Origin of the sequence: Kitasatospora sp. NPDC053057, assembly GCF_044546945.1 — a bacterium.
In the GTDB taxonomy this organism is placed as follows: Bacteria; Actinomycetota; Actinomycetes; order Streptomycetales; family Streptomycetaceae; genus Kitasatospora.
Genome location: NZ_JBITZP010000030.1, coordinates 32,928 through 57,430 on the forward strand (window position 1 = coordinate 32,928; position 24,503 = coordinate 57,430).

At 72.4% G+C, this 24,503-nt stretch carries 23 protein-coding genes; 2 read left to right on the forward strand and 21 right to left on the reverse strand.

Annotated elements, in window-relative coordinates; all coding sequences use genetic code 11:
* The 14 genes from ACIG5E_RS27240 to proS form a co-directional block, all read right to left on the reverse strand.
* Window positions 1-504: a YraN family protein gene (locus ACIG5E_RS27240; RefSeq protein WP_396537623.1), complete on the reverse strand. Its 504-nt coding sequence runs from the start codon at window positions 502-504 to the stop codon at window positions 1-3.
* Window positions 505-672: 168 nt separating this feature from the next.
* The gene (locus ACIG5E_RS27245; protein WP_030056781.1) at window positions 673-999 is read right to left on the reverse strand and encodes a DUF2469 domain-containing protein; all 327 of its coding nucleotides are present in this window, start codon (window positions 997-999) and stop codon (window positions 673-675) included.
* Window positions 1,000-1,054: 55 nt separating this feature from the next.
* A complete protein-coding gene (locus tag ACIG5E_RS27250) occupies window positions 1,055-1,528 on the reverse strand; it encodes an NUDIX hydrolase (RefSeq protein WP_396537625.1) in 474 nt (157 codons plus the stop codon).
* Between the two features lie 112 nt (window positions 1,529-1,640).
* Window positions 1,641-2,396, reverse strand: coding sequence for a signal peptidase I (lepB, locus tag ACIG5E_RS27255; protein WP_396537627.1), 756 nt, complete (start codon window positions 2,394-2,396; stop codon window positions 1,641-1,643).
* Window positions 2,397-2,541: 145 nt separating this feature from the next.
* Window positions 2,542-3,546 carry a signal peptidase I gene (lepB, locus tag ACIG5E_RS27260; protein ID WP_396537629.1) on the reverse strand — a complete coding sequence of 335 codons (1,005 nt, stop codon included), beginning with the start codon at window positions 3,544-3,546 and terminating at the stop codon, window positions 2,542-2,544.
* A gap of 243 nt (window positions 3,547-3,789) precedes the next feature.
* A complete protein-coding gene (gene lepB / locus ACIG5E_RS27265; RefSeq protein ID WP_396537631.1) occupies window positions 3,790-4,530 on the reverse strand; it encodes a signal peptidase I in 741 nt (246 codons plus the stop codon).
* Window positions 4,531-4,756: 226 nt separating this feature from the next.
* Window positions 4,757-5,557 (reverse strand): signal peptidase I, encoded by an 801-nt coding sequence (gene lepB / locus ACIG5E_RS27270; RefSeq protein ID WP_396537633.1) that lies wholly within the window; start codon window positions 5,555-5,557, stop codon window positions 4,757-4,759.
* 242 nt (window positions 5,558-5,799) lie between these two features.
* The gene (gene rplS, locus ACIG5E_RS27275; RefSeq protein ID WP_030243502.1) at window positions 5,800-6,150 is read right to left on the reverse strand and encodes a 50S ribosomal protein L19; all 351 of its coding nucleotides are present in this window, start codon (window positions 6,148-6,150) and stop codon (window positions 5,800-5,802) included.
* A gap of 154 nt (window positions 6,151-6,304) precedes the next feature.
* Window positions 6,305-7,123, reverse strand: a complete 819-nt coding sequence (gene trmD / locus ACIG5E_RS27280) for a tRNA (guanosine(37)-N1)-methyltransferase TrmD (RefSeq protein WP_396537712.1) — start codon at window positions 7,121-7,123, stop codon at window positions 6,305-6,307.
* A 143-nt stretch (window positions 7,124-7,266) separates the two neighbouring features.
* Window positions 7,267-7,827 (reverse strand): ribosome maturation factor RimM, encoded by a 561-nt coding sequence (gene rimM, locus ACIG5E_RS27285; protein WP_396537635.1) that lies wholly within the window; start codon window positions 7,825-7,827, stop codon window positions 7,267-7,269.
* Between the two features lie 149 nt (window positions 7,828-7,976).
* Window positions 7,977-8,216 carry an RNA-binding protein gene (locus tag ACIG5E_RS27290; protein ID WP_030056773.1) on the reverse strand — a complete coding sequence of 80 codons (240 nt, stop codon included), beginning with the start codon at window positions 8,214-8,216 and terminating at the stop codon, window positions 7,977-7,979.
* A gap of 2 nt (window positions 8,217-8,218) precedes the next feature.
* On the reverse strand, window positions 8,219-8,647 hold the full coding sequence (gene rpsP, locus ACIG5E_RS27295) for a 30S ribosomal protein S16 (RefSeq protein ID WP_045700219.1): 429 nt from the start codon (window positions 8,645-8,647) through the stop codon (window positions 8,219-8,221).
* A gap of 468 nt (window positions 8,648-9,115) precedes the next feature.
* A complete protein-coding gene (locus tag ACIG5E_RS27300) occupies window positions 9,116-9,694 on the reverse strand; it encodes a hypothetical protein (RefSeq protein ID WP_188307074.1) in 579 nt (192 codons plus the stop codon).
* Window positions 9,695-10,094: 400 nt separating this feature from the next.
* Window positions 10,095-11,507, reverse strand: a complete 1,413-nt coding sequence (gene proS, locus ACIG5E_RS27305; RefSeq protein WP_396537637.1) for a proline--tRNA ligase — start codon at window positions 11,505-11,507, stop codon at window positions 10,095-10,097.
* 346 nt (window positions 11,508-11,853) lie between these two features.
* Here proS and ACIG5E_RS27310 point away from each other — a divergent pair, with 346 nt between their 5' ends.
* Complete coding sequence (locus ACIG5E_RS27310) at window positions 11,854-12,558, forward strand: class I SAM-dependent methyltransferase (protein WP_396537639.1); 705 nt, start codon at window positions 11,854-11,856, stop codon at window positions 12,556-12,558.
* 107 nt (window positions 12,559-12,665) lie between these two features.
* Here ACIG5E_RS27310 and ftsH read toward each other — a convergent pair whose 3' ends face one another.
* The 7 genes from ftsH to ACIG5E_RS27345 form a co-directional block, all read right to left on the reverse strand.
* On the reverse strand, window positions 12,666-14,588 hold the full coding sequence (ftsH, locus tag ACIG5E_RS27315; RefSeq protein WP_396537640.1) for an ATP-dependent zinc metalloprotease FtsH: 1,923 nt from the start codon (window positions 14,586-14,588) through the stop codon (window positions 12,666-12,668).
* A gap of 111 nt (window positions 14,589-14,699) precedes the next feature.
* Window positions 14,700-15,224, reverse strand: coding sequence for a GNAT family N-acetyltransferase (locus ACIG5E_RS27320; RefSeq protein ID WP_396537642.1), 525 nt, complete (start codon window positions 15,222-15,224; stop codon window positions 14,700-14,702).
* Window positions 15,225-15,360: 136 nt separating this feature from the next.
* Window positions 15,361-16,926, reverse strand: coding sequence for a signal recognition particle protein (gene ffh, locus ACIG5E_RS27325; RefSeq protein ID WP_396537714.1), 1,566 nt, complete (start codon window positions 16,924-16,926; stop codon window positions 15,361-15,363).
* 148 nt (window positions 16,927-17,074) lie between these two features.
* Window positions 17,075-19,531: a [protein-PII] uridylyltransferase gene (locus tag ACIG5E_RS27330; protein ID WP_396537644.1), complete on the reverse strand. Its 2,457-nt coding sequence runs from the start codon at window positions 19,529-19,531 to the stop codon at window positions 17,075-17,077.
* A gap of 132 nt (window positions 19,532-19,663) precedes the next feature.
* Window positions 19,664-20,002, reverse strand: a complete 339-nt coding sequence (locus ACIG5E_RS27335) for a P-II family nitrogen regulator (protein WP_396537646.1) — start codon at window positions 20,000-20,002, stop codon at window positions 19,664-19,666.
* Window positions 19,999-21,384, reverse strand: a complete 1,386-nt coding sequence (locus ACIG5E_RS27340) for an ammonium transporter (protein WP_396537648.1) — start codon at window positions 21,382-21,384, stop codon at window positions 19,999-20,001. Before ACIG5E_RS27340 ends, ACIG5E_RS27335 begins: the two co-directional genes overlap by 4 nt.
* Window positions 21,385-21,674: 290 nt before the next feature.
* Window positions 21,675-23,129 (reverse strand): tetratricopeptide repeat protein, encoded by a 1,455-nt coding sequence (locus ACIG5E_RS27345; RefSeq protein ID WP_396537649.1) that lies wholly within the window; start codon window positions 23,127-23,129, stop codon window positions 21,675-21,677.
* A 613-nt stretch (window positions 23,130-23,742) separates the two neighbouring features.
* Here ACIG5E_RS27345 and ACIG5E_RS27350 point away from each other — a divergent pair.
* Window positions 23,743-24,417: a bifunctional DNA primase/polymerase gene (locus ACIG5E_RS27350; protein WP_396537651.1), complete on the forward strand. Its 675-nt coding sequence runs from the start codon at window positions 23,743-23,745 to the stop codon at window positions 24,415-24,417.
* Window positions 24,418-24,503: the final 86 nt, after the last annotated feature.

Consider the following 24,503-nt stretch of genomic DNA (forward strand, 5'->3'; position numbering starts at 1 on the left):
TCAGACCACCCCCCGCAGGTGGTCGACCAGGGCCGCACCCCGCGCCCGGTTGACCACGGCCACCAGATCGATCCGCACCCCTCCCGGTGGGGCGGGCGGCCACTGCGGATCGGACGGCCCGGGGTCGTACCCGGGCCCGGCCAGCCGGGCGAAGTGCCCGGGCCAGCGCTCGGCCAGCCAGCGCTCGGCGAGCCGTTGCAGCCGGGCGGCCTTGGCTCGGTCGATGGCCTCGCTGGGCTGTTGGAAGCCCCGCTCGGAGCGGGTCTTCACCTCGCAGACGGCGACGGTGTCGCCGTCGAGGGCGACGATGTCCAGCTCGCCCTCGACGCAGCGCCAGTTGCGGTCCAGGATGCGGAGCCCCGATTCCGCGAGGTGGCGGGCGGCGACCCGCTCCCCGTAGCGGCCGAGCCCGTTCCTGGTGCTGCGGTCCGGCTCGGCTCCGCCGTCCGCCCCGGTTGCGGCCGCGTTCGGTACGGCCTGGTCCTGCACGATGGTGTTCTGCATGGTGACCACCTCCGCCGAGGAGGCTGCACCACCGTGCGCACCGGAGTCGGGAAATTCCGTTTCCCTGTGGATAACCCGGGCCTGTGGATAACTCTTGTCACCCGCAGGGGTGAGAAGCCCTCGTCAGGCGAAATTCGGCTGGACAACGCGGGACGGAGTCGTCCAACGTCAGTTCCCGAAGCCGGACTCGTCCGAGGGCAGCTCCAGATCGCTCTTCGCGAGTTCCTCGATGTTCACGTCCTTGAAGGTCAGCACCCGGACCTTGCGGACGAACCGGGCCGGCCGGTACATGTCCCAGACCCACGCATCCGCCATCGACACCTCGAAGAACACCTCGCCCTGGACCGAGTGCACCTGCAGCTCGTAGTCGTTGGTGAGGTAGAACCGTCGCTCGGTCTCGATCACGTACTTGAACAGGCCGACGACGTCCCGGTACTCCCGGTAGAGCTTCAGCTCCATCTCGGTCTCGTACTTCTCGAGATCTTCGGCACTCATCCAGGTGTCCCCTCAACTTGTCACGTCCACCCATTGTGGACCACTGCACCCACGCTCAGAGCCGTACCGGATCGACCGGCGGGCCCTCTGCCAGCAGTCGCCCCAGGAAGTCCGCCAGTCCGGCCGGATAGACCGTCTCGGCCGTCCCCCGCAGTTCCTCGACCGTCCACCAGCGCGCCGCGAGCAACTGGGCGTGCTCGTCCTCGCCCATGCCCGAGTGGTCCAGACCCGTCTCCGCGGTCCGGGCCAGGTGGAACCACTGCTCCTGCTTGTAGCGCTTTCCCTGAAAGGAGAACGACACCGTGCCGTACGCCACCAAGGGCCCCAGGTCCACACCCCGCAAGCCGGTCTCCTCCGCGAGCTCCCGCTCGGCCGCCCCGCGCACGTCCTCCCCCGGCTCCAAGCCGCCCCCGGGCGTGAACCACCACGTCTCGCCGGGCACCGCCGGGTCGGCGCCCAGGAAGAGGAGGATGCGGTCCAGCCCGTCCAGCAGCAGGATCCGCGCGGCCCTGCGACGCTGTGCAGTCATGGCAACGCTCCACGCTCCTTCCGTTCGCATCGGTGGCGCTACCGATCCTGCCACCCGGCGCGTCCCTCCGGGGCGATGTTCGGCAGAGCGGCCCGGCCGTCGACGGCCGCGCTCAGGAGCTGCGCCCCCGGCGGATCCGGCGCGCCAGGCCCGCCACCCCGCCCACCGCCGAGGTCACGACGATCAGCGCCGCGCCCGCAACGCTCGCGTAGGCGGCCGGCTCCAGCGGCCCGGGCTCGGCGGCCTTCGGGCCCGCGAAGCCGTCGAAGGCCGTGGTCCGGTCCAGCAGGCCGGTCCGGCCGAAGGGCAGCAGGGTGGCCTCGACCCTGGCCTCGACCTCGGTGGCCGGGACGGTCCCGCCGTCGGCCTCCAGGTGGATGCGGGAGTCGAGCGAGCCGACCCGGTTGTCGCCGAGCAGGAACAGCCGCCCTTGCGGCACCGTCACGCTGAACGACTCGCCCTGGCGGCCCTGGGTCGCGAGGTACGGCTCGTCCACCGGCTGTCCGTTGACCGTCAGCCGGTGGTCGTCCGCGGTGGTGGCGACGGTGTCACCGCCGACCGCGACCACCCGCTTGACCATGAGCTCGCCGCCCCAGGCCTGGTCGCGGAAGACCACCACGTCTCCCCGGCCGATGGTGCCGCCGTCGGCCTTGCGGGCGAGCACGGTGTCGCCGGCCTGGAGCGTCGGGTGCATCGAGGCGGTGGGGATCTTGTACGGCCGGTAGTCGACCGCGATGAGGGCGAAGCCGCCGATCATCATCAGCAGCCCGAGCGCAAGCGCGACGCCCTGCAGCACGGCGGCGGGCCGGCGGCCGGGCCGGGCCAGCGCCTCCGGGCGGTCAGCCGACTGTTCCACGACACTGCTCATCGACACCGTCCACCTCTGGCCGACCGGAGAACACCACTGGCACGCCGGTGGCTCGGGCGCGAACGCCGACGGGCCGTGGCACGTCCGAGCAGATTACTCGTCGGTACCACGGCCCGCGCAAGAGTCGGGGACGACCCGATGGAGCTCAGGACTCCTTCCGGCGGTCCGTCCGGGTCCGCACCCGACGCACCAGCGGAAGCAGGGCGACGGCACCCACCGCACCGGCCACGGGAGGCGCGACCGGCAAGGCCGCCGCCAGGCCCTGCTGGTCGAAGGTGTCCGGCACCGGGAGCGTGGACCAGTGGCCGACCGGCCAGGCCACCACGAAGGCCCGCCCGATCACGTTGTCCACCGGCACCGTCCCGCCGCCCGGCTGGTCCATGTGGAAGCGGGAGTCCAGCGAGTCGGCGCGGTGGTCGCCCATCACCCAGATCCGGCCGTTCGGCACCCTGACCGGGCCGAAGGGCTGCGTACCGCAGGGGGTGTTGCCCGCGTAGATGTACGGCTCGTCGAGAGCGACGCCGTTGACCTTGACCGGCCCGTCGGCCTTGCACTCGACGGTGTCGCCGCCGACCGCGATGACCCGCTTGATCAGGTCCTTCTCGTTGGTGGAGGGCATCAGCCCGACGAAGCTGAGCACGTCCTGCACCCCGCGGACGAAGGAGTTGCTGCTCTGCTGGGTCGGTTCGTCGTTCAGCCAGCCACCCGGGTCGTGGAACACCACGACGTCACCGCGCTCGGGTTCGGATCCGAACCAGGGGGTCAGCTTGTCCACCAGCACGCGGTCGCCGACCTGCAGCGTGTTCTGCATCGACTCAGACGGAATGGAGAACGCCTGGACGAAGAAGGTCTTGATCACCAGCGCGAGGATCAGCGCGATGCCGATCAGGATCGGCAGCTCCTTGAGGAAGGAGCGCTGCTTGCGCGGCTTGGCAGGAGCCTCCGAATCCGACTCGTCCACCTGCTCGCCCTCCGGCCGCCGGGGTTCCGAAGGGCCGTCCGCCCCGGTGCCGTGCTCGTCGGCGGTCTGGGCGGCCGCGTCCTCGACCGCCGCCGAGGGTGCCGAGGACTCGGCGGACCGGTTCACCCGGCCGCCCGGGCCCTCGGGTTCCCCGGCGCCTGAGCGGGCACCGATCACCAAATCCCCCACAACGTCTCCTCCCTGCTGTGCGGACGCCCGCGCGCCCGCGCTCAGAGTGCCGCACAGCGGGCACCAACGCTCGCCACGACCATGAACGCCTCAGGGTTGCCCACAACGGACTTCCCTGACACCGACCCGGCCTCGGCGCACGGCCGGGACCACTCCCGGCCGCACCTGCACTTCTCTATCACTCCAGGACATCCGGTTCGCGGTTCCACACGCGCTGTCCGGCCGTCCGACGGCCGGAGCGGCTCACTTCCGAGGCCGCCCCGGCCGACGAAAGACGAGCGGAAGGATGCCCAACACACCCATAACGAGCGGCGGTTCCGTTGGAACCGGCCCAACGCCCATCGATTCCGGCGCAGTTCCGCCGGGCCGCGAGGTCGCGGCGAGAGAGGAGAGTGAACTCGGTTCATCGAGTTGATGGAAGCGGCCCAGCGGCCAGGCGATCACGAACGCGCGACCGACCACATCGGTCAGCGGGACGGTGCCCTGACCCGGATTGCCCATGTGGAAGCGGGAGTCGGCGGAGACGTCGCGGTGGTCCCCCATGACCCACAGACGCCCCTTCGGCACCGTCACCTTGAACGGCTGCCGGGAGGGCGGGTTGCCCGGCGCGAGGTACGGCTCCTCCACCGCGTGGCCGTTGACGGTGAGCCGCCCCTGCGGGTCGCAGCACTCGACGGTGTCCCCGCCGACGCCGATCACGCGCTTGATCAGATCCTGCTCGTTGTCGGACGGCAACAGTCCGACGAAGGTCAGCGCCTGCTTGGCCCCGCCCAGTACCGGACCGTCGTGGGAGGGCTTGCGATCGTTCTCCAGCCAGCCGCCCGGGTCCTTGAACACCACCACGTCGCCGCGCTGCGGCTCACTGCCGAACCAGGGGGTCAACTTGTCCACCAGCACCCGGTCCCCGACCTGGATGGTCTGCTCCATCGAGCCCGAAGGGATCACGAACACCTGGATCATGAAGGTCTTCATCACCAGCGCCACCAGCAGGGCGACCAGGACGATCAGCGGGAACTCGCGCAGCAGCGAGCGCTTGCGCCGGCGGGCCGCGCGTCGGGCACTGCGACGGCGCTCGGCCCGGCCGCGGACCGGCGCGACCGGATCAGCAGGATCCCGGGAATCGACGAGCCCGACGGAATGGGCCCCGGCGTGGTCCGCCTCGCCCGGCCCCGGCCCCGGCTCCGGGGCCGGGCGGTCGGCGACCCGCCCCCTACCTCTGGTCCCCATGACCACCCGTCCCCGCGACCGCGGTGAAGGCCGAGGGCCGGTCCAGGCCGGTCAGACGCGAGAACGGGTACACCACCCAGTCCGCCCGCCCGATCACCTTGTCCTCGGGCACGAAGCCGCCACCGGGCTCCCCGAGGTGGTCGCGCGAGTCCCGGGAGGCACTCCGGTGGTCGCCCAGCACGAACAGCTCGCCGGGCGGCACCACGACGTCGAAGGCCACGTCGGACGGCTGGTCGCCCCGGTCCAGGTAGGAGGTCTCGTCCACCGGGACGCCGTTGACGGTGAGCGGCGCACCGGGGCCGGTGCTCCTCACCCGGTCCCCGCCGACGCCGATCACGCGCTTGACGTAGACCGTGTCCCCGGCCGGGACCAGTCCGAGGTCCCGGCCGACCGAACGCAGGTTGTCCCAGAACCCCGGCGGCTCGGCCGACTCCGGGAGGAAGGAGCCCGTCCCGTCGAAGACCACGACGTCGCCCCGCTGGGGGTGGCCGCCGAAGGCGTAGGCGAGTTGGTTGGCGATCAACCGGTCGCCGGGTTGCAGGGTGTCCTCCATCGAGCCGGAGGGCACCGTGAACGGCCGGGCGACGAACGCGTTCACCAGGAGCAGGGCCGCCAGGCAGATCCCGACCAACAGCAGCAGGTCCCGCGACCGCGAACGCCCGGGTTCGGACTCCTCGTGCTCGTCGTCCTTCTCCGCCGCCTCGGACTGCTCCTCGCCCTGCTCCGGCGCCGAGCCGTTGCCAGGCGTAGAGCCGTCGTCCGGCATCGAGCCGTTGCCAGGCATCGAGCCGTCACCCGGCATCGAGCCGTCGTCCGGCAACGAGCCCCGTTCCGAGGAAGGCTCCGGTTCCCGCTCCGGCCCGGAAACGACCGCAGACCGCGACAGCGAGTCCGCACCGGTGGGTGCGGGACTGCCGTCGCGGTCCGCGGGTGGTTCGTGCGTGCTCATCGGGCGCTGAGCTTACCTTGCGGTGGCCCGGCCCCTCAGAGCGCTCCGATCCCCCGGCGTGGCCGGGGGCCGGTGGATCAGCGGTCGCGCTTCTCCTTGATCTTCGCGGCCTTGCCGCGGAGGTCACGCAGGTAGTACAGCTTGGCGCGGCGAACCGCACCGCGGGTCACGACCTCGATCTTCTCGACGACCGGGGTGTGCACCGGGAAGGTGCGCTCCACGCCGACGTTGAAGCTGACCTTGCGAACGGTGAAGGTCTCACCGACGCCGGCGCCGTGGCGACGGATGACGACGCCCTGGAAGACCTGGACACGGGAGCGGTTGCCCTCGATGACCCGGACGTGAACCTTCAGGGTGTCACCGGCGCGGAAGGCCGGGATGTCGGTGCGCAGCGAGGCCGCGTCGACAGCAGCGAGCTTGTTGCTCATGTTGCTCTCCATCGCAGGCGCCACGGGCCGCCCACGGAAGTTCGTCACAATGGGGTTTGCTGCGGGCCGCATCGGCTGACGGCGGTCCCCCCGTGGCGGGGGCGCCGGTCCACGTGCTCCCAACGGAAGGGAACCAGCGACAGACAGCAGCCGCCTATTCTTCCACACCAGCGGCCGCGGACCGAAATCGGCCGAGTTCCTCGTCCCAGACCAGACCCAGGACGCTGAGCGCCGCCCGGTCCTTCTTGTCGAAGGCGCCGTACTGCCAGCGCCCGACCAGGTCGGGCCGGTTGGCCAGGGTGCGGGCGAAGGCCTGCTCCCGCCGCCAGCGGGCGATCTTGCCGTGGTTGCCGCTGAGCAGCACGTCCGGCACGGTCCGGCCGCGCCATTCTGCGGGCTTGGTGTAGACCGGGCCCTCCAGCAGGTCGGCCATCGCACCGGGGGCGAAGGAGTCGTCCCGGTGGGACTCGGCGTTGCCGAGCACGCCGGGCAGCAGTCGGGCGATCGCCTCGACCATCACCAGCACCGCAACCTCGCCGCCGGCCAGCACGTAGTCGCCGATCGAGGCCTCGACCACGGGCATGCGGGTGGCCGCCTCCTCGATCACCCGGCGGTCGATGCCCTCGTACCGCGCGGGGGTGAACGCCAGCCAGGGGCGGCCGGCCAGCTCCTGGGCGAGCTCCTGGGTGAACGGGCGCCCGCTCGGGGTGGGCACGACCAGGGTCGGCACCTCGCCCGCAGGCCCGCCGGCCAGGACCGCGTCCAGCGCCTCGCCCCACGGCTCGGGCTTCATCACCATGCCGGGGCCGCCGCCGTACGGGCTGTCGTCCACCGTGCGGTGCACGTCGTGGGTCCATTCGCGCAGGTCGTGGAGGTGCACGTCCAGCTGGCCGCGGGCCCGGGCCTTGCCGACCAGCGAGATGTTCAGCGGTTCCAGGTACTCCGGGAAGATCGAGACGACGTCGATCCGCATCCCGGACCGGACATCCGGAGCAGCACCCTGGCCGGCGTCCTGCCCGACACCCTGGCCAGCCTCCTGCCCGACGTCCTGGCCGACGCCGTGCCCGCCGTCCTGGCCGGCACCGTGCCCTGCGCTCAGGGGGGTCTGCTCGACGGTCACTCCGACTCCTCCGGCTCCTCCGACGCGCTGCCCACGACCTCGGCCCGTTCGGGGTCGATCAGCCCGGCCGGCGGGGTGATCACGGCCCGCTGGTTCTCCAGGTCGATGGTCGGCACGATCTGGGTGACGAAGGGCACCAGCACCTCCGTCCCGTCGGCCTTCTTCACCGTGAGCAGGTCCTGGTACGGCAGGTGGACGACCTCGGTCAGCTCGCCGACCAGGGTGCCGTCGAGCAGCACCACGTCGAGGCCGATCAGCTGGTGGTCGTAGTACTCCTCCGGGTCGTCCGGACGCTCCTCCGGGTCGACCTCGGAGATGAGCAGGGTGCCCCGCAGCGCCTCCGCCGCGTTGCGGTCCTTGACGCCGGCGAAGCGCAGCAGCAGTCGGCCGCTGTGCACCCGGCCGGACTCGACGGTCAGCGGTCCGGCCGAGGCGGGGTCGGTGAGCAGGACGGCACCGGGGCCGAGCCGGAGTTCCGGCTCGTCGGTGCGGACCTCGACACTGACGTCCCCCCTGATGCCGTGGGCGCGGCCGATCCTGCCGACGACGAGCTGCACGGTGATCGTTCTCCTGGAGTTGCTGAGCGAGAAGGCTGGGACAGATGAGCAGAGACAGCTGGAAAGCAGGGACAGCCAGCAAAAAAGGCCGACCGGGACGACATGCGTCCCGGTCGGCCTCAAGCCCGACGGCTGAACGAGCAGCTGCGTCAGCGAATGTTGTCCACGTCGACCAGGTCGACCCGGACGTTGCGACCGCCGAGGGCGCCGACCACGGTGCGCAGTGCGCGCGCCGTGCGGCCGCCCCGGCCGATCACCTTGCCGAGGTCATCGGGGTGCACCCGCACCTCGATGGTGTTGCCCCGACGCAGGTTGCGCGAGCGCACCTGCACCTCGTCGGGGTGCTCGACGATGCCCTTCACCAGATGGTCGAGGGCGTCCTCGATCACGATCAGGCCTCGGCGGCGGCGTCGGCCTCAGCCTCGGCCTTGTCCGACTTCTTGGCCTTCGGGGTGATGGCGACACCGGTGGTGGCGTCCTCGAAGCCGGCGACGGCCTTCGCGAACAGGTGCGAGAAGTCCTCGACCTTCGGCTCGGCGACCTTCAGCGGCGCCGGAGCCGGCAGGCCCTTGAACTTCTGCCAGTCGCCGGTCAGCTTGAGGATGGCGAGCACCGGCTCGGTCGGCTGGGCGCCGACGGACAGCCAGTACTGGGCGCGGTCGCTGTCGACCTCGATCTTCGAGGGGTTGTAGGTCGGCTGGTAGATGCCGATCTCCTCGATCGCGCGACCGTCACGCTTGGTGCGGGCGTCGGCGACGACGATGCGGTAGTGCGGGGAGCGAATCTTGCCGAGACGCTTCAGCTTGATCTTGACTGCCACGGGAGTGGATTCTCCTGGTGTTGACGTGGGTGAGCAGCTCACCGTCCGCGTGGGGTTGCGGGGCGGGCCGTTCAAGGGACACGCCAGCCGTAGGAGAGAGGGGTCCTTGCCCGGCTGCCGAGTACTCAGCTGTCCATTCTGCCATACCGGCGCGGACGCTCTTCACCCGGCCATCACGGGGGAAGCCCAGGACAGGGCTCGAACCTGCCCGGGACGGGGCGCGAACGGAGCCCAGGACAGGGCGCGAGCGCAGGCGCGCGCAGCCCAGGACGGGCCCGCGGCGGCGCCCGGGGCCGAGCTGCAGGCGGCGACGCCGAGGCGCGTGGCAACCGCTCAGGGCCCGACCGGGAGCCCCCGCTCCCGGTCAGCCCACAGACTCAGCTATGTCACCGATGTCACCGTCACCGACGCCGATCACCCCGGCCGTGCCGACTGCCCGCACAGTCGCCGACCGGTCCCGGCCCCGGATTACGCGATCTTGAACGGCTGCTGGCACGCGCCGCAGACGATGGACGCCTGCGCGAGCACCGACGGCACGACCCGGACGTTGCGTCCGCAGCCGCAGACCGCCTTGACCCGGACGCCGCCCCCGGAGGAGCCGTGCCGGGCGGCCGGCCCGCGGAAGGCGCGGTTCGTGCCGTCGCCGGCCACCGCTTCCTGGTGCGCGCCCAGGGCGCGGTCCAGGCGCTCGATGGTCTCGGCGTAGCGCTCCTGCGTCTCCTTGAGCATGGTCACCTGGGAGAAGCCGCTGCTGGCGTGCGGCTCGACCGGGTGCGCCAGGCCCAGCTCGGAGGCGAGCATCAGGAAGCGCCGGTTGTGGTAGCGGCCGGCCCGCGAGGTGTCCCGGATGTCCCGGGCCGCGGCCAGACCGTGGGCAGCCTCGTGGAGGAGCCGCTCGAAACCGAGCCGCGTGCCACAGGCCGAGGAGGACTCACCGATCAACGCCTCGGGCGAGGCGAGGTCGGGGAGGTCCTGGTGGTAGGCCTGGATGTCACTCCAGGCGGCGGCCAGTTCGGCCGCGAGGACGAGGGGCTGTGTCGTGCTCACGCTAGACCAACGATGCAGGGCGAGCCGATGTTCCGCATGTTCCCGTTCTCCGGGAATTCCCAGGGAACTCCCAGGAATGCACGACTGCGCGCGAATTGCGCGTTCCGGATCTGACGCAAGACCAACCCCCTGCCGGTTTCGGCCCGTCGTAACGCCGGCGGGCCTCGTGAATTCCGTCCGGGAGCGGGCTGTCGCCCCCAGGACGTACGGCCCGTGGATCCGCCGAAGTTGACAGGGCCACGGGCCGTACACCGTACCGCTATTCCGTTAATACCGGCAGTTGACCGGCCAGTAGGGATGTCCGCTTCCCGGACTCCTCCGGCAGAGTTACCGGATTCTTACCCAACCGCATTCCGGGCAAATGTCGCCGGTAACGGTCATTACCTGCCGACGGCAGACATCAGTACGCACGCGCCACGATCGCGATATTGCCGTCCTGGTCGTCCGCCTGCGGCACCGAGCCGTCGGCCGCGACGATGCAGCGCACCGTGACGCCCTGCTCGGCCAGCTTGGCCTCGCCCTCCGCGCCGAGGTCGGCCCAGGAGATCCGGCCCCAGCCGGTCGCGGCGGCCTCGACGGCCTCGTCCAGGGTCTTGACATCGACGGTGCGGGCCTCGCGGCGCTCGCGGGACTGGCGCAGCAGCAGCGCCTGGTCCTCCTCCAGGATGCCCGGCAGCAGCGCGGCCAGGGCGTCGATGGAGACCGGCTCCTTGCCACCCGGGATGCGGCGGGCCAGCATCGCGGTGCCGTTCTCCAGGTCGCGCGGGCCGACCTCGATGCGCAGCGGAACGCCCTTGAGCTCCCAGTCGACGGCACGGCGGCCGAACGGGGTGTCGGTGCGGTCGTCGACCACGACGCGGATGCCGGCGGCCTCCAGCTGGGCGCCGATCTCACGGACCTTGGCGATGACCGCGTCGTCGCCCTTGATGGCCAGCACCACGGCCTGGACCGCGGCCAGGCGCGGGGGCACCCGCAGGCCGTTGTCGTCGCCGTGGGACATGATCAGGCCGCCGACCATGCGGGTCGAGACGCCCCAGGAGGTCTGCCAGACGTGCTCGCGCTCGGCGCCCTGCAGCTGGTAGGTGGTGTTGAACGCCTTGGCGAAGTTCTGGCCCAGCTCGTGGCTGGTGCCCATCTGCAGCGCCTTGCCGTCACCCATCATGCCTTCGAGGGTGAGGGTGTTGATGGCGCCGGCGAAGCGCTCCTTGGCGGTCTTGCGGCCGAGCACGACGTCGATGCCGAGCACGTTGGTCATGAAGTCGCCGTAGACCTGGGTGTGGATCATCGACGCGTACTCACGGGCGTCCTCGTAGGTGGCGTGGGCGGTGTGGCCCTCCTGCCAGAGGAACTCGGTGGTGCGCAGGAAGACGCGCGGGCGAAGCTCCCAACGGACCACGTTGGCCCACTGGTTGATCAGCAGCGGCAGGTCGCGGTGACTCTGCACCCACTTCGAGAAGTACTCGTTGATGATGGTCTCGGAGGTGGGCCGGACGACGACCGGCTCCTCGAGCTGCTTACCGCCACCGTGGGTGACCACCGCGAGCTCGGGGGCGAAGCCCTCGACGTGCTCGGCCTCCTTGGTCAGGTAGGACTGCGGGATGAACATCGGGAAGTAGGCGTTCTGCGCGCCCGCCTTCTTGATGCGAGCGTCCATCTCCTGCTGCATCCGCTCCCACAGGCCGTAGCCGTACGGTCGGATGACCATGGTGCCTCGCACCGGACCGTTGTCGGCAAGCTCGGCCTTGTTGATGAGGTCCTGGTACCAGCGGGGAAAGTCTTCCGCCTGAGGGGTGAGAACGGGTGCCTTAGCCATGGGCGGAATGGTACGGGGAGCGACGCCCTCACTTCGAATCGGTATCACATCCGCGGCCGCGGAACGCCGCCCGCAGGGGGCGCACGACCGCGACACGCGCGCACCACCCTGCACCCCTCTGGACGCCGGGCCCGACCCGCTGTTCGCTGGAGTGGGGCGGGACTTTGGGGGAGCCGTAGCAGCACACCGAAGGACCGGATGGGAGGCCGCGATGGCTTCAGCTCGGACGACCGGCACGACCGCACGACCAGCGGACGCACGACCGACCGGCGCACGACCGCACCACCCGCAGCAGGGGGCCGCCGGGCCCGCGCGGGCGCGCGACTGGGCGGAGATCCAGGAACGCATGCTGGTGCCGCTCTACGAGGCGGTGTACGACCGCCTGGAGGTCGGCCCGGCGAGCAGCGTGCTGGGCCTGGGCTGCCGGTCCGGGCTGTCCCTGCTGCTCGCCGCCGGACGGGGCGCCCAGGTCGCCGGGCAGGAGCCGCGGGAGGAGCTGCGCGAGCTGGCCCGGGGCCGTCGGCTGCGGGTGTGCGCGGGGGCCCGGCCGACCGCCGCCGTCCCCCGCTCGGCCCATTCGCTGGTGACTGTTTTCGACCAGCTGCCCGGCGCCGCCGATCCGGGCCGGGTGGTCGCCGAGGCCGCCCGGCTCACCCTCCCAGGCGGACACGTGGTGCTCGCCGCCTGGGGCCCGCCGGAGCGCTGCGAGAGCGCACCGGTACTGGACGCGGCCCGCCGGATGGCGGGGCGGACCACCGCACGCGACCCGTTCGCGCTGAGCGCGCCGGGCGCTCTGGAGGACCTGCTCGCCCCGGTCGGCCTGCGTCCGGCCGGCAGCGGCCGGGTGGGCTGCCCGTTCGCCTACCCGGACCTCGACAGCGCGGTGCGGGGCCTGCTCTCCACCGGGCTGTTCGAGGCGGCCGAGGAGTTCTCCGGGGCACCGCTGGTGGCCAAGGAGCTGGAGGAGGCGCTCCAGCCGTACCTGCGCCCGGACGGCTCGGTCCGGATGGAGAACGTCTTCCGCTACCTGGTCGCCGAGCGGCCGCGCTGAGCGCACAGGGCTGAGGAAGACCCGAAACCGGGGGCGCCCGCCACCACGGCGAGCGCCCCCGGCCCCTGCGTTCACGCCTCCTGGTCGGACGCCCCCGGCCCCTACGTTCACGCCCCCTGGTCGGACGCCCCCCGCGGGACCCCGGCCGCCCGGTAGGCCGCCTCCTCGTCCAGCGTCTCCGCCTCCAGCAGCGCCGCCGCCAGCGCGTCCAGCCGGTCCCGTTGCTCGGTCAGGATCCGCACCGCGTCCTCGTAGCACTCGGCGACGATCCGCCGGGCCTCCTCGTCCACCGCGTCCAGCGTGGTCGGCGCCGCCGAGAGCCCGTACGCGCCCTGCGCGTCCGAGGGCACCGCGGTGAGCCGGCCGACCCGCTCGCTCATCCCCCAGCGCCCGGCCATCCCGCGGGCGATGTTGGTGACCTGCTCCAGGTCGCTCTCCGCGCCGGTGGTGATCACCCCGTAGACCACCTGCTCGGCCGCCATCCCGCCCAGCGCGCCGATGATCCGGCCGCGCAGGTAGGGCTCGGTGTACGAGTAGCGGTCGTTCTCCGGGGTGGAGAGGGTGACGCCGAGGGCGCGGCCGCGCGGCACGATGGTGATCTTGCGGACCGGGTCCGCGCCCGGCTGGAGCATGCCCAGCAGCGCGTGCCCGCTCTCGTGGTACGCCGTTCGCTCGCGCTCCTCCTGCGGCATCACCAGCGGCCGCACGGCGCCGAGTTGGACCTTCTCCAGGGCGTCCGAGAGGTCCCGCCCGTTGACCGCGTCCTGCTCCCGCTTGACGGCCAGCAGGGCGGCCTCGTTGACCAGGTTGGCGAGTTCGGCGCCGGTCATCCCGGGGGTGACCTTGGCCAGCTGGTGGAGGTCGGTGTCGCCGGCCAGCGGGACGGTCCGGGTGTGGATGCGCAGGATGGCCGCGCGGCCCTCCCGGTCGGGCGGGCTGACGGTGATCCGGCGGTCGAAGCGGCCGGGGCGCAGCAGCGCCGGGTCGAGCACGTCGGCCCGGTTGGTCGCGGCGATCACGATGACGCCCTCGGAGCCGGTGAAGCCGTCCATCTCGGTGAGGATCTGGTTGAGAGTCTGCTCGCGCTCGTCGTGCCCGCCCATGCCGCCGCCGGCGCCGCGCTGGCGGCCGATGGTGTCGATCTCGTCGATGAAGATGATCGCCGGGGCGACCTTGCGGGCCTCGGCGAACAGTTCGCGGACCCGGCTGGCGCCAACGCCGACGATCATCTCGATGAACTCGGACGCGGAGGCGGAGAAGAACGGCACGTCCGCCTCGCCGGCCACGGCCCGGGCCAGCAGGGTCTTGCCCGTCCCGGGCGGGCCGCTGAGCAGCACGCCGCGCGGCATCTTGGCGCCGAGCCTGCGGTACCGCTCGGGGTTCTTCAAGTAGTCGACCACCTCGGTGAGTTCGGCCTCGACCTCGTCGATGCCGGCCACGTCGGCGAAGGTGGTGCGCTTGCCCTGCTCGGCGGTGACCGGTTTGGGCGGGGCCTTGCGGCCGAGCGGTCCGGCGCCGAGGCCGCCGGACATCCGGCGGGCGAGCAGCACCCAGATGAAGACCAGCAGCAGCATCGGGGCGAGCGAGAGCAGCAGGTTGGTGAGGAAGCTGCGCTGCTGGACCGGCGAGGTGGCGGTGACCTCGACGCCCTGCTGCTGCAGGGTGGCCCACAGGTTGTCGCCCGCGAAGGAGGGGCGCTGGGTGTCGAACTCCGTGTAGTCGCCCTTGCCGCCGTCGGGTTTGGGCTGGGCGCTCTTGAGGGTGCCCTCGATCGCGTCGCCCTTGGCGTAGATCTTGGTGATGTTGCCCTTGTTCAGCTGGTTGTTGAACTCGGTGTAGGAGATCGTGGTGGCGCCCTCGTTGCCGAAGAACGACAGCAGCAGGTCGGAGATCAGGAACACCACGAGCGCGGTGAGGACGAGGCCCGCCCAGCCGCCGGGCATCCGGCGGCGGGGTGGCGGCGGGGGCGGGGCCCCCTCGGACCGCCAGGGCTGGTCGGGGGTCTGGCGCGGCGGCACGGGTTCGGTCACCCTCCGGACGATACGGACAGCCGCTCGGACGGGCCAACCGCAGCGCCGCCCCCGACCGGCCGTACGGCCGTGCCAAGGCCCCCGCCAGCGGATATGCCGTGGCGGCGGCGGTCAGCCCGCGGCGCCCGGCCACTCCTCGGCGGTCAGCGCGAACCGCTCGTGGTCTCGCCAGTCCCCCTGCAGGAACAGCATCCGCGGGCTGAAGCCCTCGTGCCGGAAGCCCAGCCGCTTGGCCAGCGCGATCGAGCGGTCGTTCTCCGGCTGCACGTTGATCTCCAGCCGGTGCAGGCCCAGCCCGTCGGCCGACTGCGGGGCGAAGCAGCGGTCCAGGACCAGCCGCATGCCCTCGGACATCCGCCCGGTGCCGGCGTACGGCAGGTACGAGTCGTAGCCCAGCGTGGCGTTGCAGAACCGGCCCATCACGATGTTGGCGACGTTCACCTTGCCGACCAGCCCGCCGGTGTCCCGGTCGACGATCAGGAACGTGCGCAGGCCCGCGCCCTGGCGACTCAGCAGTTCCGGCAGCCCGTCCGGCTCGACCGGGTTCCACCGCCCGATGTGCTCGGCGGACCGACGGACCGCCTCCGCGTACAGAACCTCGTCCTCGGCCCTCGGGGCCCTGATCATCACTCGCATGCCGCCATCATCGGACACGGCGGCGTTCCCGGACACGCCCCGCGTCGGACACACGATCGGCCCGCCGCCCGGAGACCACCGGACGACGGGCCGATCAGGACCGAGCGGAGTCGGTCACGAACGCTCGGGCCAAGGACTACAGCATGTCCTTGAACTCCTTGGGCAGCTCGAAGTCGGCCGGGCCCTTGCCCGCGCCGAGGCCGAACGCGCCGCCGTCGGCCGGACCCTGGCCGCCGCCCGGGCCGAGCGCGCGACGCTCGGCGGCCGCGGCCTCCTCCTGCGCGCGCTTCAGCGGGTTGCCGCTCTTGCGCTTGCCCTTGGCCTGCGGGGCCTTCTTGGCGGACTTCTTCGCGCCGCCGCCCATGCCCGGGATCCCCGGCATGCCGGGCATGCCCTTGCCGGAGGCCATCGCGGACATCATCTTGCGGGCGTCGAAGAACCGCTCGACCAGGTTCTTGACCTCGCCGACCTGGACGCCCGAACCCTTGGCGATGCGGGCCCGGCGGGAGCCGTTGATCAGCTCCGGCTCGGCGCGCTCGGCCGGGGTCATCGACTTGATGATCGCGCCGACCCGGTTGACGTCCTTGTCGTCGATGTTGTTGATCTGCTCGCGGATCTGGCCCATGCCGGGCAGCATGCCGAGCAGCTTGGAGATCGAGCCCATCTTCTGGACCTGCTCCAGCTGCGACAGGAAGTCGTCCAGGGTGAACGCCTTCGGGCCGCCGCGCAGCTTGGCGGCGATCTTCTCGGCCTCGGCCTGCGAGAAGGTCTGCTCGGCCTTCTCGATCAGCGAGAGGACGTCACCCATGCCCAGGATGCGCGAGGCCATCCGGTCCGGGTGGAAGGCGTCGAAGTCGTCGACCTTCTCGCCGTTGGAGGCGAACATGATCTGCCGGCCGGTGACGTGCGCGACCGACAGGGCGGCACCACCGCGGGCGTCGCCGTCGAGCTTGGAGAGCACCACGCCGGTGAAGTCGACGCCGTCGAGGAAGGCCTGCGCGGTGGTGACCGCGTCCTGACCGATCATCGCGTCGACGACGAACAGGACCTCGTCCGGGTTGACCGCGGCGCGGATGTCGGCGGCCTGCTGCATCAGCTCGGCGTCGATGCCGAGGCGGCCGGCGGTGTCGACGATGACGACGTCGTACTGCTTCTGCTTGGCGTACTCGATCGAGTCCTTGGCCACCTGCACCGGGTCGCCGACGCCGTTGCCCGGCTGCGGGCCGTAGAAGGCCACGTCGGCCCGCTCGGCCACCACCTGGAGCTGGTTGACCGCGTTGGGGCGCTGGAGGTCGCAGGCGACCAGCAGCGGGGTGTGCTTCTGCTTCTTCAGCCAGTGGCCGAGCTTGCCGGCGAGGGTGGTCTTACCGGCACCCTGCAGACCGGCGAGCATGATGACCGTCGGGCCGCTCTTGGCGAACCGCACCCGGCGGGTCTCGCCGCCGAGGATCGCGATGAGTTCCTCGTTGACGATCTTGATGATCTGCTGCGCCGGGTTGAGCGCGCCGGAGACCTCGGCGCCGAGCGCCCGCTCCTTGACCTGCTTGATGAAGGCCCGGACGACCGGCAGCGCGACGTCCGCCTCCAGCAGCGCGATGCGGATCTCGCGGGCGGTGGCGTCGATGTCCGCCTCGCTCAGGCGGCCCTTGCCCCGGAGGTTCTTGAACGTCGCTGCGAGGCGATCGGAAAGGGTGTCGAACACGTCGGCGCGGGTCCTCTGCGGCATCGGTATCGGTACGGTCGTCGTCCCCCAGGGTATCCGGCCACCCCGGGTACGGTCTCCACCCCCGTACGGAAGGCCCCCGGAGCGCTCCGGGACCGGCCCCGGAGCGGCCCCCGCGCCCGCCGATTCAGCCCAGCGCCGCCCGGACCGCCGCGGCCACCTCCCCGGCCCGCCCGGCGGTCAGCGGACGGCCCGCCGGATCGGTCAGGTAGAAGGAGTCGACGGCCTCCGCGCCCAGCGTGGAGACGTGCGCGGTGCGCACCCGGACGCCCGCCCCGTCCAGCGCCCGGCCGATCCGGTGCAGCAGCCCGGGGGCGTCGTGCGCGCGGACCTCCAGCACGGTCGCGGTCGCCGAGGCCACCGCGGGAGCCACCGCGACCAGCGGCGGCGGGGTGGGGATGCCCTTGCGGCGCGGGGCGGCGGCGTCCCGCTCGGCGAGGCGGCGGGAGACGTCCAGCGAGCCGTCCAGCGCCCGGCGCAGGTCGGCGCGCAGCCGGGCCGCCTCCGGCAGCTCGCCGAACTCGGCGGCCACCCGCCAGGACAGCAGCAGCACCGGGCCCGCGCCGATCGGGTCCAGCTCGCGCAGGCCCGCCGAGCGGACGGTCAGCCGGTGCAGCGCCAGTACGCCGGCCACCGTGCCGAGCAGTCCGGGCCGGTCCGGGACGGCGAGGGTCAGCTCGACGCCCATCGGCTCGCTGCCCGGGTCCGCCCCCTCGGCCTGGGCCAGCAGCGACAGCGCGGGGGCGCCGGTACGGGCGGCCTCGACCGCGAGCCGCTCCTGCTCGGCGCTGGGTGCGGCCTCCACGGGCGCGGACCCTCCCCCGGCCAGCTGCGCGGCGGCCCGGGCCACCAGGCCGTCCACCAGCGAGGCCCGCCAGCTGCTCCACGCCGCCGGACCGGTGGCCAGCGCGTCCGCCTCGGTGAGCGCGTGCAGCAGTTCCAGCTCCGGCAGGGTGCCGACCGCCTTGGTGATCGCCTCGACGGTGGCCGGGTCGTCCGGGTCGCGCCGGGTCGCGGTGTCGACCAGGGTCAGGTGGTGGCGGACCAGCACCGCCAGGGTCTCGGTGTCCTCGGCGGGGAAGCCCATCCGGGCGGCCAGGTCGCGGACGATCACCTCGCCGGCCTCGCTGTGGTCGCCGGGCCAGCCCTTGCCGATGTCGTGCAGCAGCGCGGCGACCAGCAGCAGGTCCGGCCGGGCCACCCGGCGGGTCATCGCGGCGGCCCGGACGGCCGTCTCCACCAGGTGCCGGTCCACCGTCCAGCGGTGCACCGCGTTGCGCTGCGGTCGGCAGCGCACCCGCTCCCAGTCCGGCAGCAGCCTGGTGACCAGCCCCTCCGCCTCCAGCGCCTCCCAGACCGGGACGGCCGCCTCCCCCGCCCCCAGCAGGGTCACCAGCTGCTCGCGGGCCTCGTCCGGCCAGGGCACCGGCAGCGGCCGGCACTCGGTGGCCAGCCGGCGCACCGTCGCGTACGAGACGGTCAGCCCGTTCTGCGCGGCGGCGGCCGCGGCGCGCAGCGGCAGCACCGGGTCGGCGGCCGGGCGGGCGGCCTGGGCGAGCACCGCCTCGCCGTCCTGCTCGACCACGCCCTCGGCGAGCGGGCGGCGGGCGACGGCGCCCCGGGCCACCGCGCCCGTGCCGCGCCCGGCGCCGGTGAACCGGAAGGCCGGCCGGCCGGCCCGGCGGCCCCGGCCGGACCGGGCGGCGAGCACCCGCTCCACAGCCCGCCAGGTGACGTCGCTCGCGTAGGCGACGGTCCGGGCGGCCTCGTAGACCTGGCGCAGCAGGGTGTCGGCGTCCAGCACGCCGAGCCGCTCGGCGACCTGGTCCTGGTCCTGGAGGCTGAGCCGTTCGGTTGCCCGGCCGGTGGCCAGGTGCAGCGCGTCGCGGACGTCGGCGAGCCGCAGCGCGGCGGCCTCCAGGCCGTCCCGGGGCGCGTCGGCGAGCCAGGTCGCGGCGACGGCGTCGAGCGCGACGAGGTCGCGCAGGCCGCCGCGGGCCTCCTTCAGGTCGGGCTCCAGCAGGAAGGACAGTTCGCCGTGCCGTTCGGCCCGCTCCCGGCCCAGCTCGCGCAGCTCGGGCAGGCGCGCGGGGGCGCTCGCGCGCCAGTCGGTGAGCACCGCGGAGCGCAGCGCGGCGGTGAGCGCCCCGTCCCCGGCGAGGTGGCGGGCGTCGAGCAGGCCGAGCTGGGCCTTGAGGTCGGCGGCGGCCACCGCCCGGGCCTCCGCGGGGGTGCGCACCGAGTGGTCGAGCTTGGCGCCCGCGTCCCAGACCGGGTACCAGATCCGCTCGGGCAGTTCGGCGGCGATCGGGCCGTCGTGCAGCAGGAGGACGTCCAGGTCGCTGCGCGGGGACAGCTCGCCCCGGCCGTAGCCGCCGACGGCGACCAGCGCGACGCCGGACGACGGGGCGCCGGCGGCGGCGAGCAGTCCGGCCAGCCAGTCGTCGGTGAGCCGGGCGAGCGCGGCGCGGCGCGGGCGGCCGGTCAGCCCGGGCCGGTCGAGCAGCGCGGCCCGGGCCGCGGCGTGGTCCGAGGGGTCAGAAGGGTCCGAGGGGCCGAAGGAGGGGCTGGTCTCGATGGTCATGCGCGGGGTCCCGTCCGTCGTGCGGGTTGATCCTGGACGCCCGTACGGCCGCGGCGAGGGTCCGGGCGCCGGTACGCCGACCGGCGGACCCGCGCCCCGTGAAGGGGCGGGCCCGCCGGATCGCTCAGTGCCTCACAGGGCATCGGGTCCGCGTTCGCCGGTGCGGACCCGGACGGCGGTGTCGACCGGGATGCTCCACACCTTGCCGTCGCCGATCTTCCCGGTCCGGGCGGCCTTCACCAGGACGTCGATCAGGTCGTCGGCGTCCTCGTCCTCGGCCAGGACCTCGATCCTGATCTTCGGTACCAGGTCCACGGTGTACTCGGCGCCCCGGTAGACCTCGGTGTGGCCGCGCTGTCGGCCGTAGCCGCTGGCCTCGGTGACGGTCAGGCCGTGGACCCCGAAGGCCTGCAGGGCGGCCTTCACCTCGTCCAGGCGGTACGGCTTGATCACGGCGGTGATGAGCTTCATCGGGCGTCGACCTCGGTCTTCTCGGCGGACTTCTCAACGGACTTCCCGGCGGCCCCGGCAGGCTTCTCTTCGGGCTTCCCGCCGGGCGCGGAGCCGAGGCCCAGGGACGGGAGCGCCCGGGCCAGGCCCGCACCGACGGCGCTGAAATCGTAGGCCGACTCGGCGTGTTCGGCCTGGTCGATGCCGGCCACCTCGACCTCCTCGGCGACCCGGAAGCCGACCAGCTTGTCGACCGCCTTGGCCAGCAGCCAGGACAGCACGAAGGAGTACGCCGCGACCACCGCCACGCCCATCGCCTGCTTGCCGAGCTGGCCCAGCCCGCCGCCGTAGAACAGGCCCTTGGCGGTCTGGCCGACCCCGCCGGTGGCGAACAGGCCGATCAGCAGCGAGCCGATCGCCCCGCCCACCGCGTGCACGCCCACCACGTCGAGCGAGTCGTCGAAGCCCCAGCGGTACTTGAGCGAGACGGCGGCGGCGCAGACCGCGCCCGCGATCAGGCCGATCGCCACCGCGCCGAGCGGGCTGACCGAACCGCAGGCCGGGGTGATCGCGACCAGCCCGGCCACCGCGCCGGAGGCGGCGCCCAGCGTGGTGAACGCGCCGTGCTTCAGCTTCTCGAAGACCAGCCAGCCGACCAGCGCCGCGCCGGTGGCGACCTGGGTGTTCACCATCGCCATCGCGGCCACGCCGTTGGCGGCCAGCGCCGAGCCCGCGTTGAAGCCGAACCAGCCGAACCAGAGCAGCCCGGAGCCGAGCATCACCAGCGGCAGGCTGTGCGGGCGCATCGGGTCCTTCTTGAAGCCGACCCGCTTGCCCAGCACCAGGCAGAGCGCGAGGCCCGCGACACCGGCGTTGATGTGCACGGCCGTCCCGCCGGCGAAGTCGATCACGCCGTTTCTGTCGCCCAGCCAGCCGCCGTTGCCGTTGTCCACGAAGAACACCCAGTGCGCGACCGGGAAGTAGACCACCGTCACCCAGAGCGCGATGAACAGGCCCCAGGCGGAGAACTTGGCCCGGTCCGCGATGGCACCGCTGATCAGTGCCGGGGTGATGATCGCGAACATCAGCTGGAAGACGGCGAAGGCCGTCACCGGGATCGACCCGGTCAGCTCGTTCAGCCCGATGCCGCGCATCCCGAGGAAGTCCAGGTTGCCGATGAGTCCGGCGAAGGCATCCGGCCCGAAGCTGAGCGAGTAGCCGTAGAGGACCCAGAGCACGCTGACGATGCCGAGCGAGAGGAAGCTCATCGCCAGCATGTTCAGCGTGCTCTTGGCCCTGACCATGCCCCCGTAGAAGAAGGCCAGGCCCGGGGTCATCACCATGACCAGGGCCGCACTGATGAGCACGAAAGCGGTGTCGCCCGCGCTGAAGCCGTCCGGCATCGGCGTCTCCTCTGCGTGAAAGCCGCTCCACCCCCGGGTACCTGTCCCGTGCCCACCCGGGGTGGCGGCGATGAAGAGGAGAGTGCCGAAAGCTGGTTTCGGCCAGTGCGACCGGTTGTTTCGCGGCCGTGACGCGTGCGACGCGCGGGTTACGAGCGCGTGAACCGCGGCCCCGCCACTGGGCCGGATGGGCTACCGTGCCGCCGCACCGCACGGTCCGTCGCCGGAAATGCCACCGACCGTGACGGCGGCGGCCGTCACGGTCGGTGGAGTCCTCGCCCCGTGGTCGCTCAGACCACCGAGACGAACTCCGGGATGTCCTGAACCACCCGCTCCTTGAGCCGGCTCACCGCGTCCACGCCCTGGAACCGGGCGGACGCCGCCTCCGTGGTCTTGCGGACCCGGGAGTTCAGCCGCTCCGACCGCACCTTGGTCGCGATGTCCACCGCCTGCTCGGCGTACCGGACGGCCTCCTCGGCCTCCTTCTGCAGCAGGTGCACGCTGGCCATGCCGATCAGGTTGAAGGCGTACGAGCGCACGTGGTCCTCGTCCTGGCGGAACAGGTCGACCGCGCGCTCCATCACCGGCGCCGACAGCGAGGCGTACAGCTGGGCGTTGTCCGAGTGGTACGCCAGGTCGCGGTACGAGTGGGCGTTCTCGGCGTTCAGCTCGGCCGGCGAGAAGAACTTCAGCCAGTCCGGGTCGCCGTCCCCCTCGCGGATGTCGGTGAAGGTGTCCTCGGCCAGCCGGATCGCCCGGGCGCAGCGGTTGACCTCGCCGATGGTGGCGTAGGCGCGCGCCTCCATCGCGAACAGCAGGGACTGCTGGCGCGGGGTGGCAGTGTCGCGGCTGCCGTACTGCGCCAGGTGGATCAGCTCCAGGGCGTCCTCGCCCCGGTTGAGGTGGATCATCTGGCGGCTCATGTCGGTGAGGATCAGCGCGCCGAACGGGCGGTCGCCGGCCTCCTTGGCCGCGTGCAGGGCCAGCACGTAGTACTTCTGCGCGCTCGGGTGCATCCCTACGTCGTAGGACATCCAGCCGGCCAGGTGGGCGAGTTCGGCGGTGAGCCGGAACAGCCGCTTGGTGGTGTCCTCGTTGTACGTCTCCTGGAGCAGGTCGGTGACCTCGTGGAGCTGGCCGACCACGGCCTTGCGGCGCAGCCCGCCGCCGTTCTGGGCGTCCCACTGGCGGAACATGACCGTGGTCTGCTCCAGCAGTTCCAGTTCGGGCTCGGAGAGCCGGCCGGTGAAGGCCTCGCCGCCGTTTGCCGCGGTCAGGATCGGGGTGGGAACGCCGGTCGGGCCGGGGGCGAGCCAGCGCTGCATCGGCTCGATCAGCGCGGCGCCGGCGGTCAGCGCGAGCGAGGTGCCGAGGAAGCCCCGGCGGTTGAGCATCAGGTCGCTGCGGGAGTAGTCGCTGATCAGCTGAACGGTCTGCGGGGCGCTCCACGGCAGGTCGACGCCGCCGCCGACGGTGGAGACCGGGATCGCGGCGCGCAGGCCGAGGTCCTCGATCGAGACCACCGAGCCGAAGCGCTCCGAGAACAGCTCCGACATGATCTTGGGGATCGGCTCCCGGGGCTGCTCGCCGTCGAGCCAGCGACGCACCCGGGAGGTGTCGGTGGACACGTGGTGGGCGCCGATCTGCCGGGCCCGGCGGTTGACCTGGCGGGCCAACTCACCCTTGGACCAGCCGCTGCGGGCGAACCACGTGGTCAGCTTCTCGTTGGGTTGCTTCTCTGCCATGGGAACGTCCCCATCCCGCCCGGCCCCTGCGGGGCCCCGATCGTGACCGCCCGACGGTTGCGGGCTCTTGCCAGACGTGCCGTGCCCGAGGTGTTGCGTACCGCCTCGTCGTACTGGTGTGCCATCGTCGTAGACGGTTCGTCAGATCCCCAACTCCCGTTCCCCGACGGCCCGGAGCAGGAACCCCGGCGACGTCCGTGTGCTGAACGTAGTGCCCCCCGGGGCACCCGTGGGAGCGGCCCTGGCGAAACGCCACCTTTCGCCACCCCCAGGAGTGAACCGAAGCCTGGGGGCACACGCTTCACTAGGTAGTCGCGACGGTCCGGCATATGCGGGCCGCCAAGTCCCCCGGCCAACCCCGGAAGACCCGGCAGACCCGGCAATCCACCGCAGTCGCAAGCGATTTCGCCGTCCACTCGGGACGGCAACCGCCTCACGCACCCGACGATCCGGCATCGACGCCGCCCCCACAAGGCGGCGCCCGAGGCACACCATCGCAACAGGCGCACGCCAAGCGCTGCGCGCCGCCACCGCACCACGCACCACGCGACGGACAATCAACACACAGTCACCATCCCGTAACCATCGGCAACGAGAACCTGTTGGGGGAGGCATGGACAACCTGTTCGGCGAACTTCGACTGGGGCACCTGCGGCTGGCACCGCTGGGCGCGCGCCGCCGCACCAAGGTCACCGCGTCCCAGGCCGCCGCGGAGTACACCGGCCGCTGGGGCTGGGCGGTCGCCACCGGCACCCCGGGCACCGGCGCCACCGCCCCGACCCGCTGTCCCTGCGGCTCCCACCGCTGCGCCGCACCCGGCCTGCACCCCGCGCCGGGCACCGCGGACCGGACCACCGCCGGCGCCGAGGGCTCGGTGCTGCTTCCCACCGGCCGCGCCTTCGACGTGCTGGACGTCCCCGAGCAGGCCGGCCTCCAGGCGCTGGTCCGGCTGGAGCGGATGGGCACCCAGGTCGGCCCGGTGCTCGCCCCGCCCACCGGCCGGATGCAGTTCCTGGTCGCCGCCGGCACCGCCCGCCGCCTGCCCGACCTGCTGTACCGGATGGGCTGGGACGACGCCGCGCTCGACCTCGCCTGCCACGGCGAGGGCAGCTACGTCGCCGCCCCGCCCACCGTCCTCGGCGAGCTCGGCCCGGTCCGCTGGCTGCGCCGCCCCACCCGCGACAACGCAGGCTGCCCGCCCGAGGCCCGGCTGCTGCTCGGCACCCTCGCCTACGCCTGCCACCGCAGCCGCGAGCGCACCGCCGAGCCCGTCTGGATCGCCTCGTAGGAGGCGCCCCGGGAAGATCGACATCCCGGCATGCGAAAGGGCCCGCCCCCGAAGGAGCGGACCCTCACCGGCGGGGAAGAACCCGG

What these genes read in the sequence shown, in the direction of transcription:
- ACIG5E_RS27240 (WP_396537623.1), bottom strand. Translation starts at nt 504, where the DNA reads ATGCAGAACACCATCGTGCAGGACCAGGCCGTACCGAACGCGGCCGCA.
- ACIG5E_RS27245 (WP_030056781.1), bottom strand. Translation starts at nt 999, where the DNA reads ATGAGTGCCGAAGATCTCGAGAAGTACGAGACCGAGATGGAGCTGAAG.
- ACIG5E_RS27250 (WP_396537625.1), bottom strand. Translation starts at nt 1,528, where the DNA reads ATGACTGCACAGCGTCGCAGGGCCGCGCGGATCCTGCTGCTGGACGGG.
- lepB (WP_396537627.1), bottom strand. Translation starts at nt 2,396, where the DNA reads ATGAGCAGTGTCGTGGAACAGTCGGCTGACCGCCCGGAGGCGCTGGCC.
- lepB (WP_396537633.1), bottom strand. Translation starts at nt 5,557, where the DNA reads ATGCCTGGCAACGGCTCGATGCCGGACGACGGCTCTACGCCTGGCAAC.
- rplS (WP_030243502.1), bottom strand. Translation starts at nt 6,150, where the DNA reads ATGAGCAACAAGCTCGCTGCTGTCGACGCGGCCTCGCTGCGCACCGAC.
- trmD (WP_396537712.1), bottom strand. Translation starts at nt 7,123, where the DNA reads ATGCGGATCGACGTCGTCTCGATCTTCCCGGAGTACCTGGAACCGCTG.
- proS (WP_396537637.1), bottom strand. Translation starts at nt 11,507, where the DNA reads ATGGCTAAGGCACCCGTTCTCACCCCTCAGGCGGAAGACTTTCCCCGC.
- ACIG5E_RS27310 (WP_396537639.1), top strand. Translation starts at nt 11,854, where the DNA reads ATGCTGGTGCCGCTCTACGAGGCGGTGTACGACCGCCTGGAGGTCGGC.
- ACIG5E_RS27320 (WP_396537642.1), bottom strand. Translation starts at nt 15,224, where the DNA reads ATGCGAGTGATGATCAGGGCCCCGAGGGCCGAGGACGAGGTTCTGTAC.
- ACIG5E_RS27330 (WP_396537644.1), bottom strand. Translation starts at nt 19,531, where the DNA reads ATGACCATCGAGACCAGCCCCTCCTTCGGCCCCTCGGACCCTTCTGAC.
- ACIG5E_RS27335 (WP_396537646.1), bottom strand. Translation starts at nt 20,002, where the DNA reads ATGAAGCTCATCACCGCCGTGATCAAGCCGTACCGCCTGGACGAGGTG.
- ACIG5E_RS27340 (WP_396537648.1), bottom strand. Translation starts at nt 21,384, where the DNA reads ATGCCGGACGGCTTCAGCGCGGGCGACACCGCTTTCGTGCTCATCAGT.
- ACIG5E_RS27345 (WP_396537649.1), bottom strand. Translation starts at nt 23,129, where the DNA reads ATGGCAGAGAAGCAACCCAACGAGAAGCTGACCACGTGGTTCGCCCGC.
- ACIG5E_RS27350 (WP_396537651.1), top strand. Translation starts at nt 23,743, where the DNA reads ATGGACAACCTGTTCGGCGAACTTCGACTGGGGCACCTGCGGCTGGCA.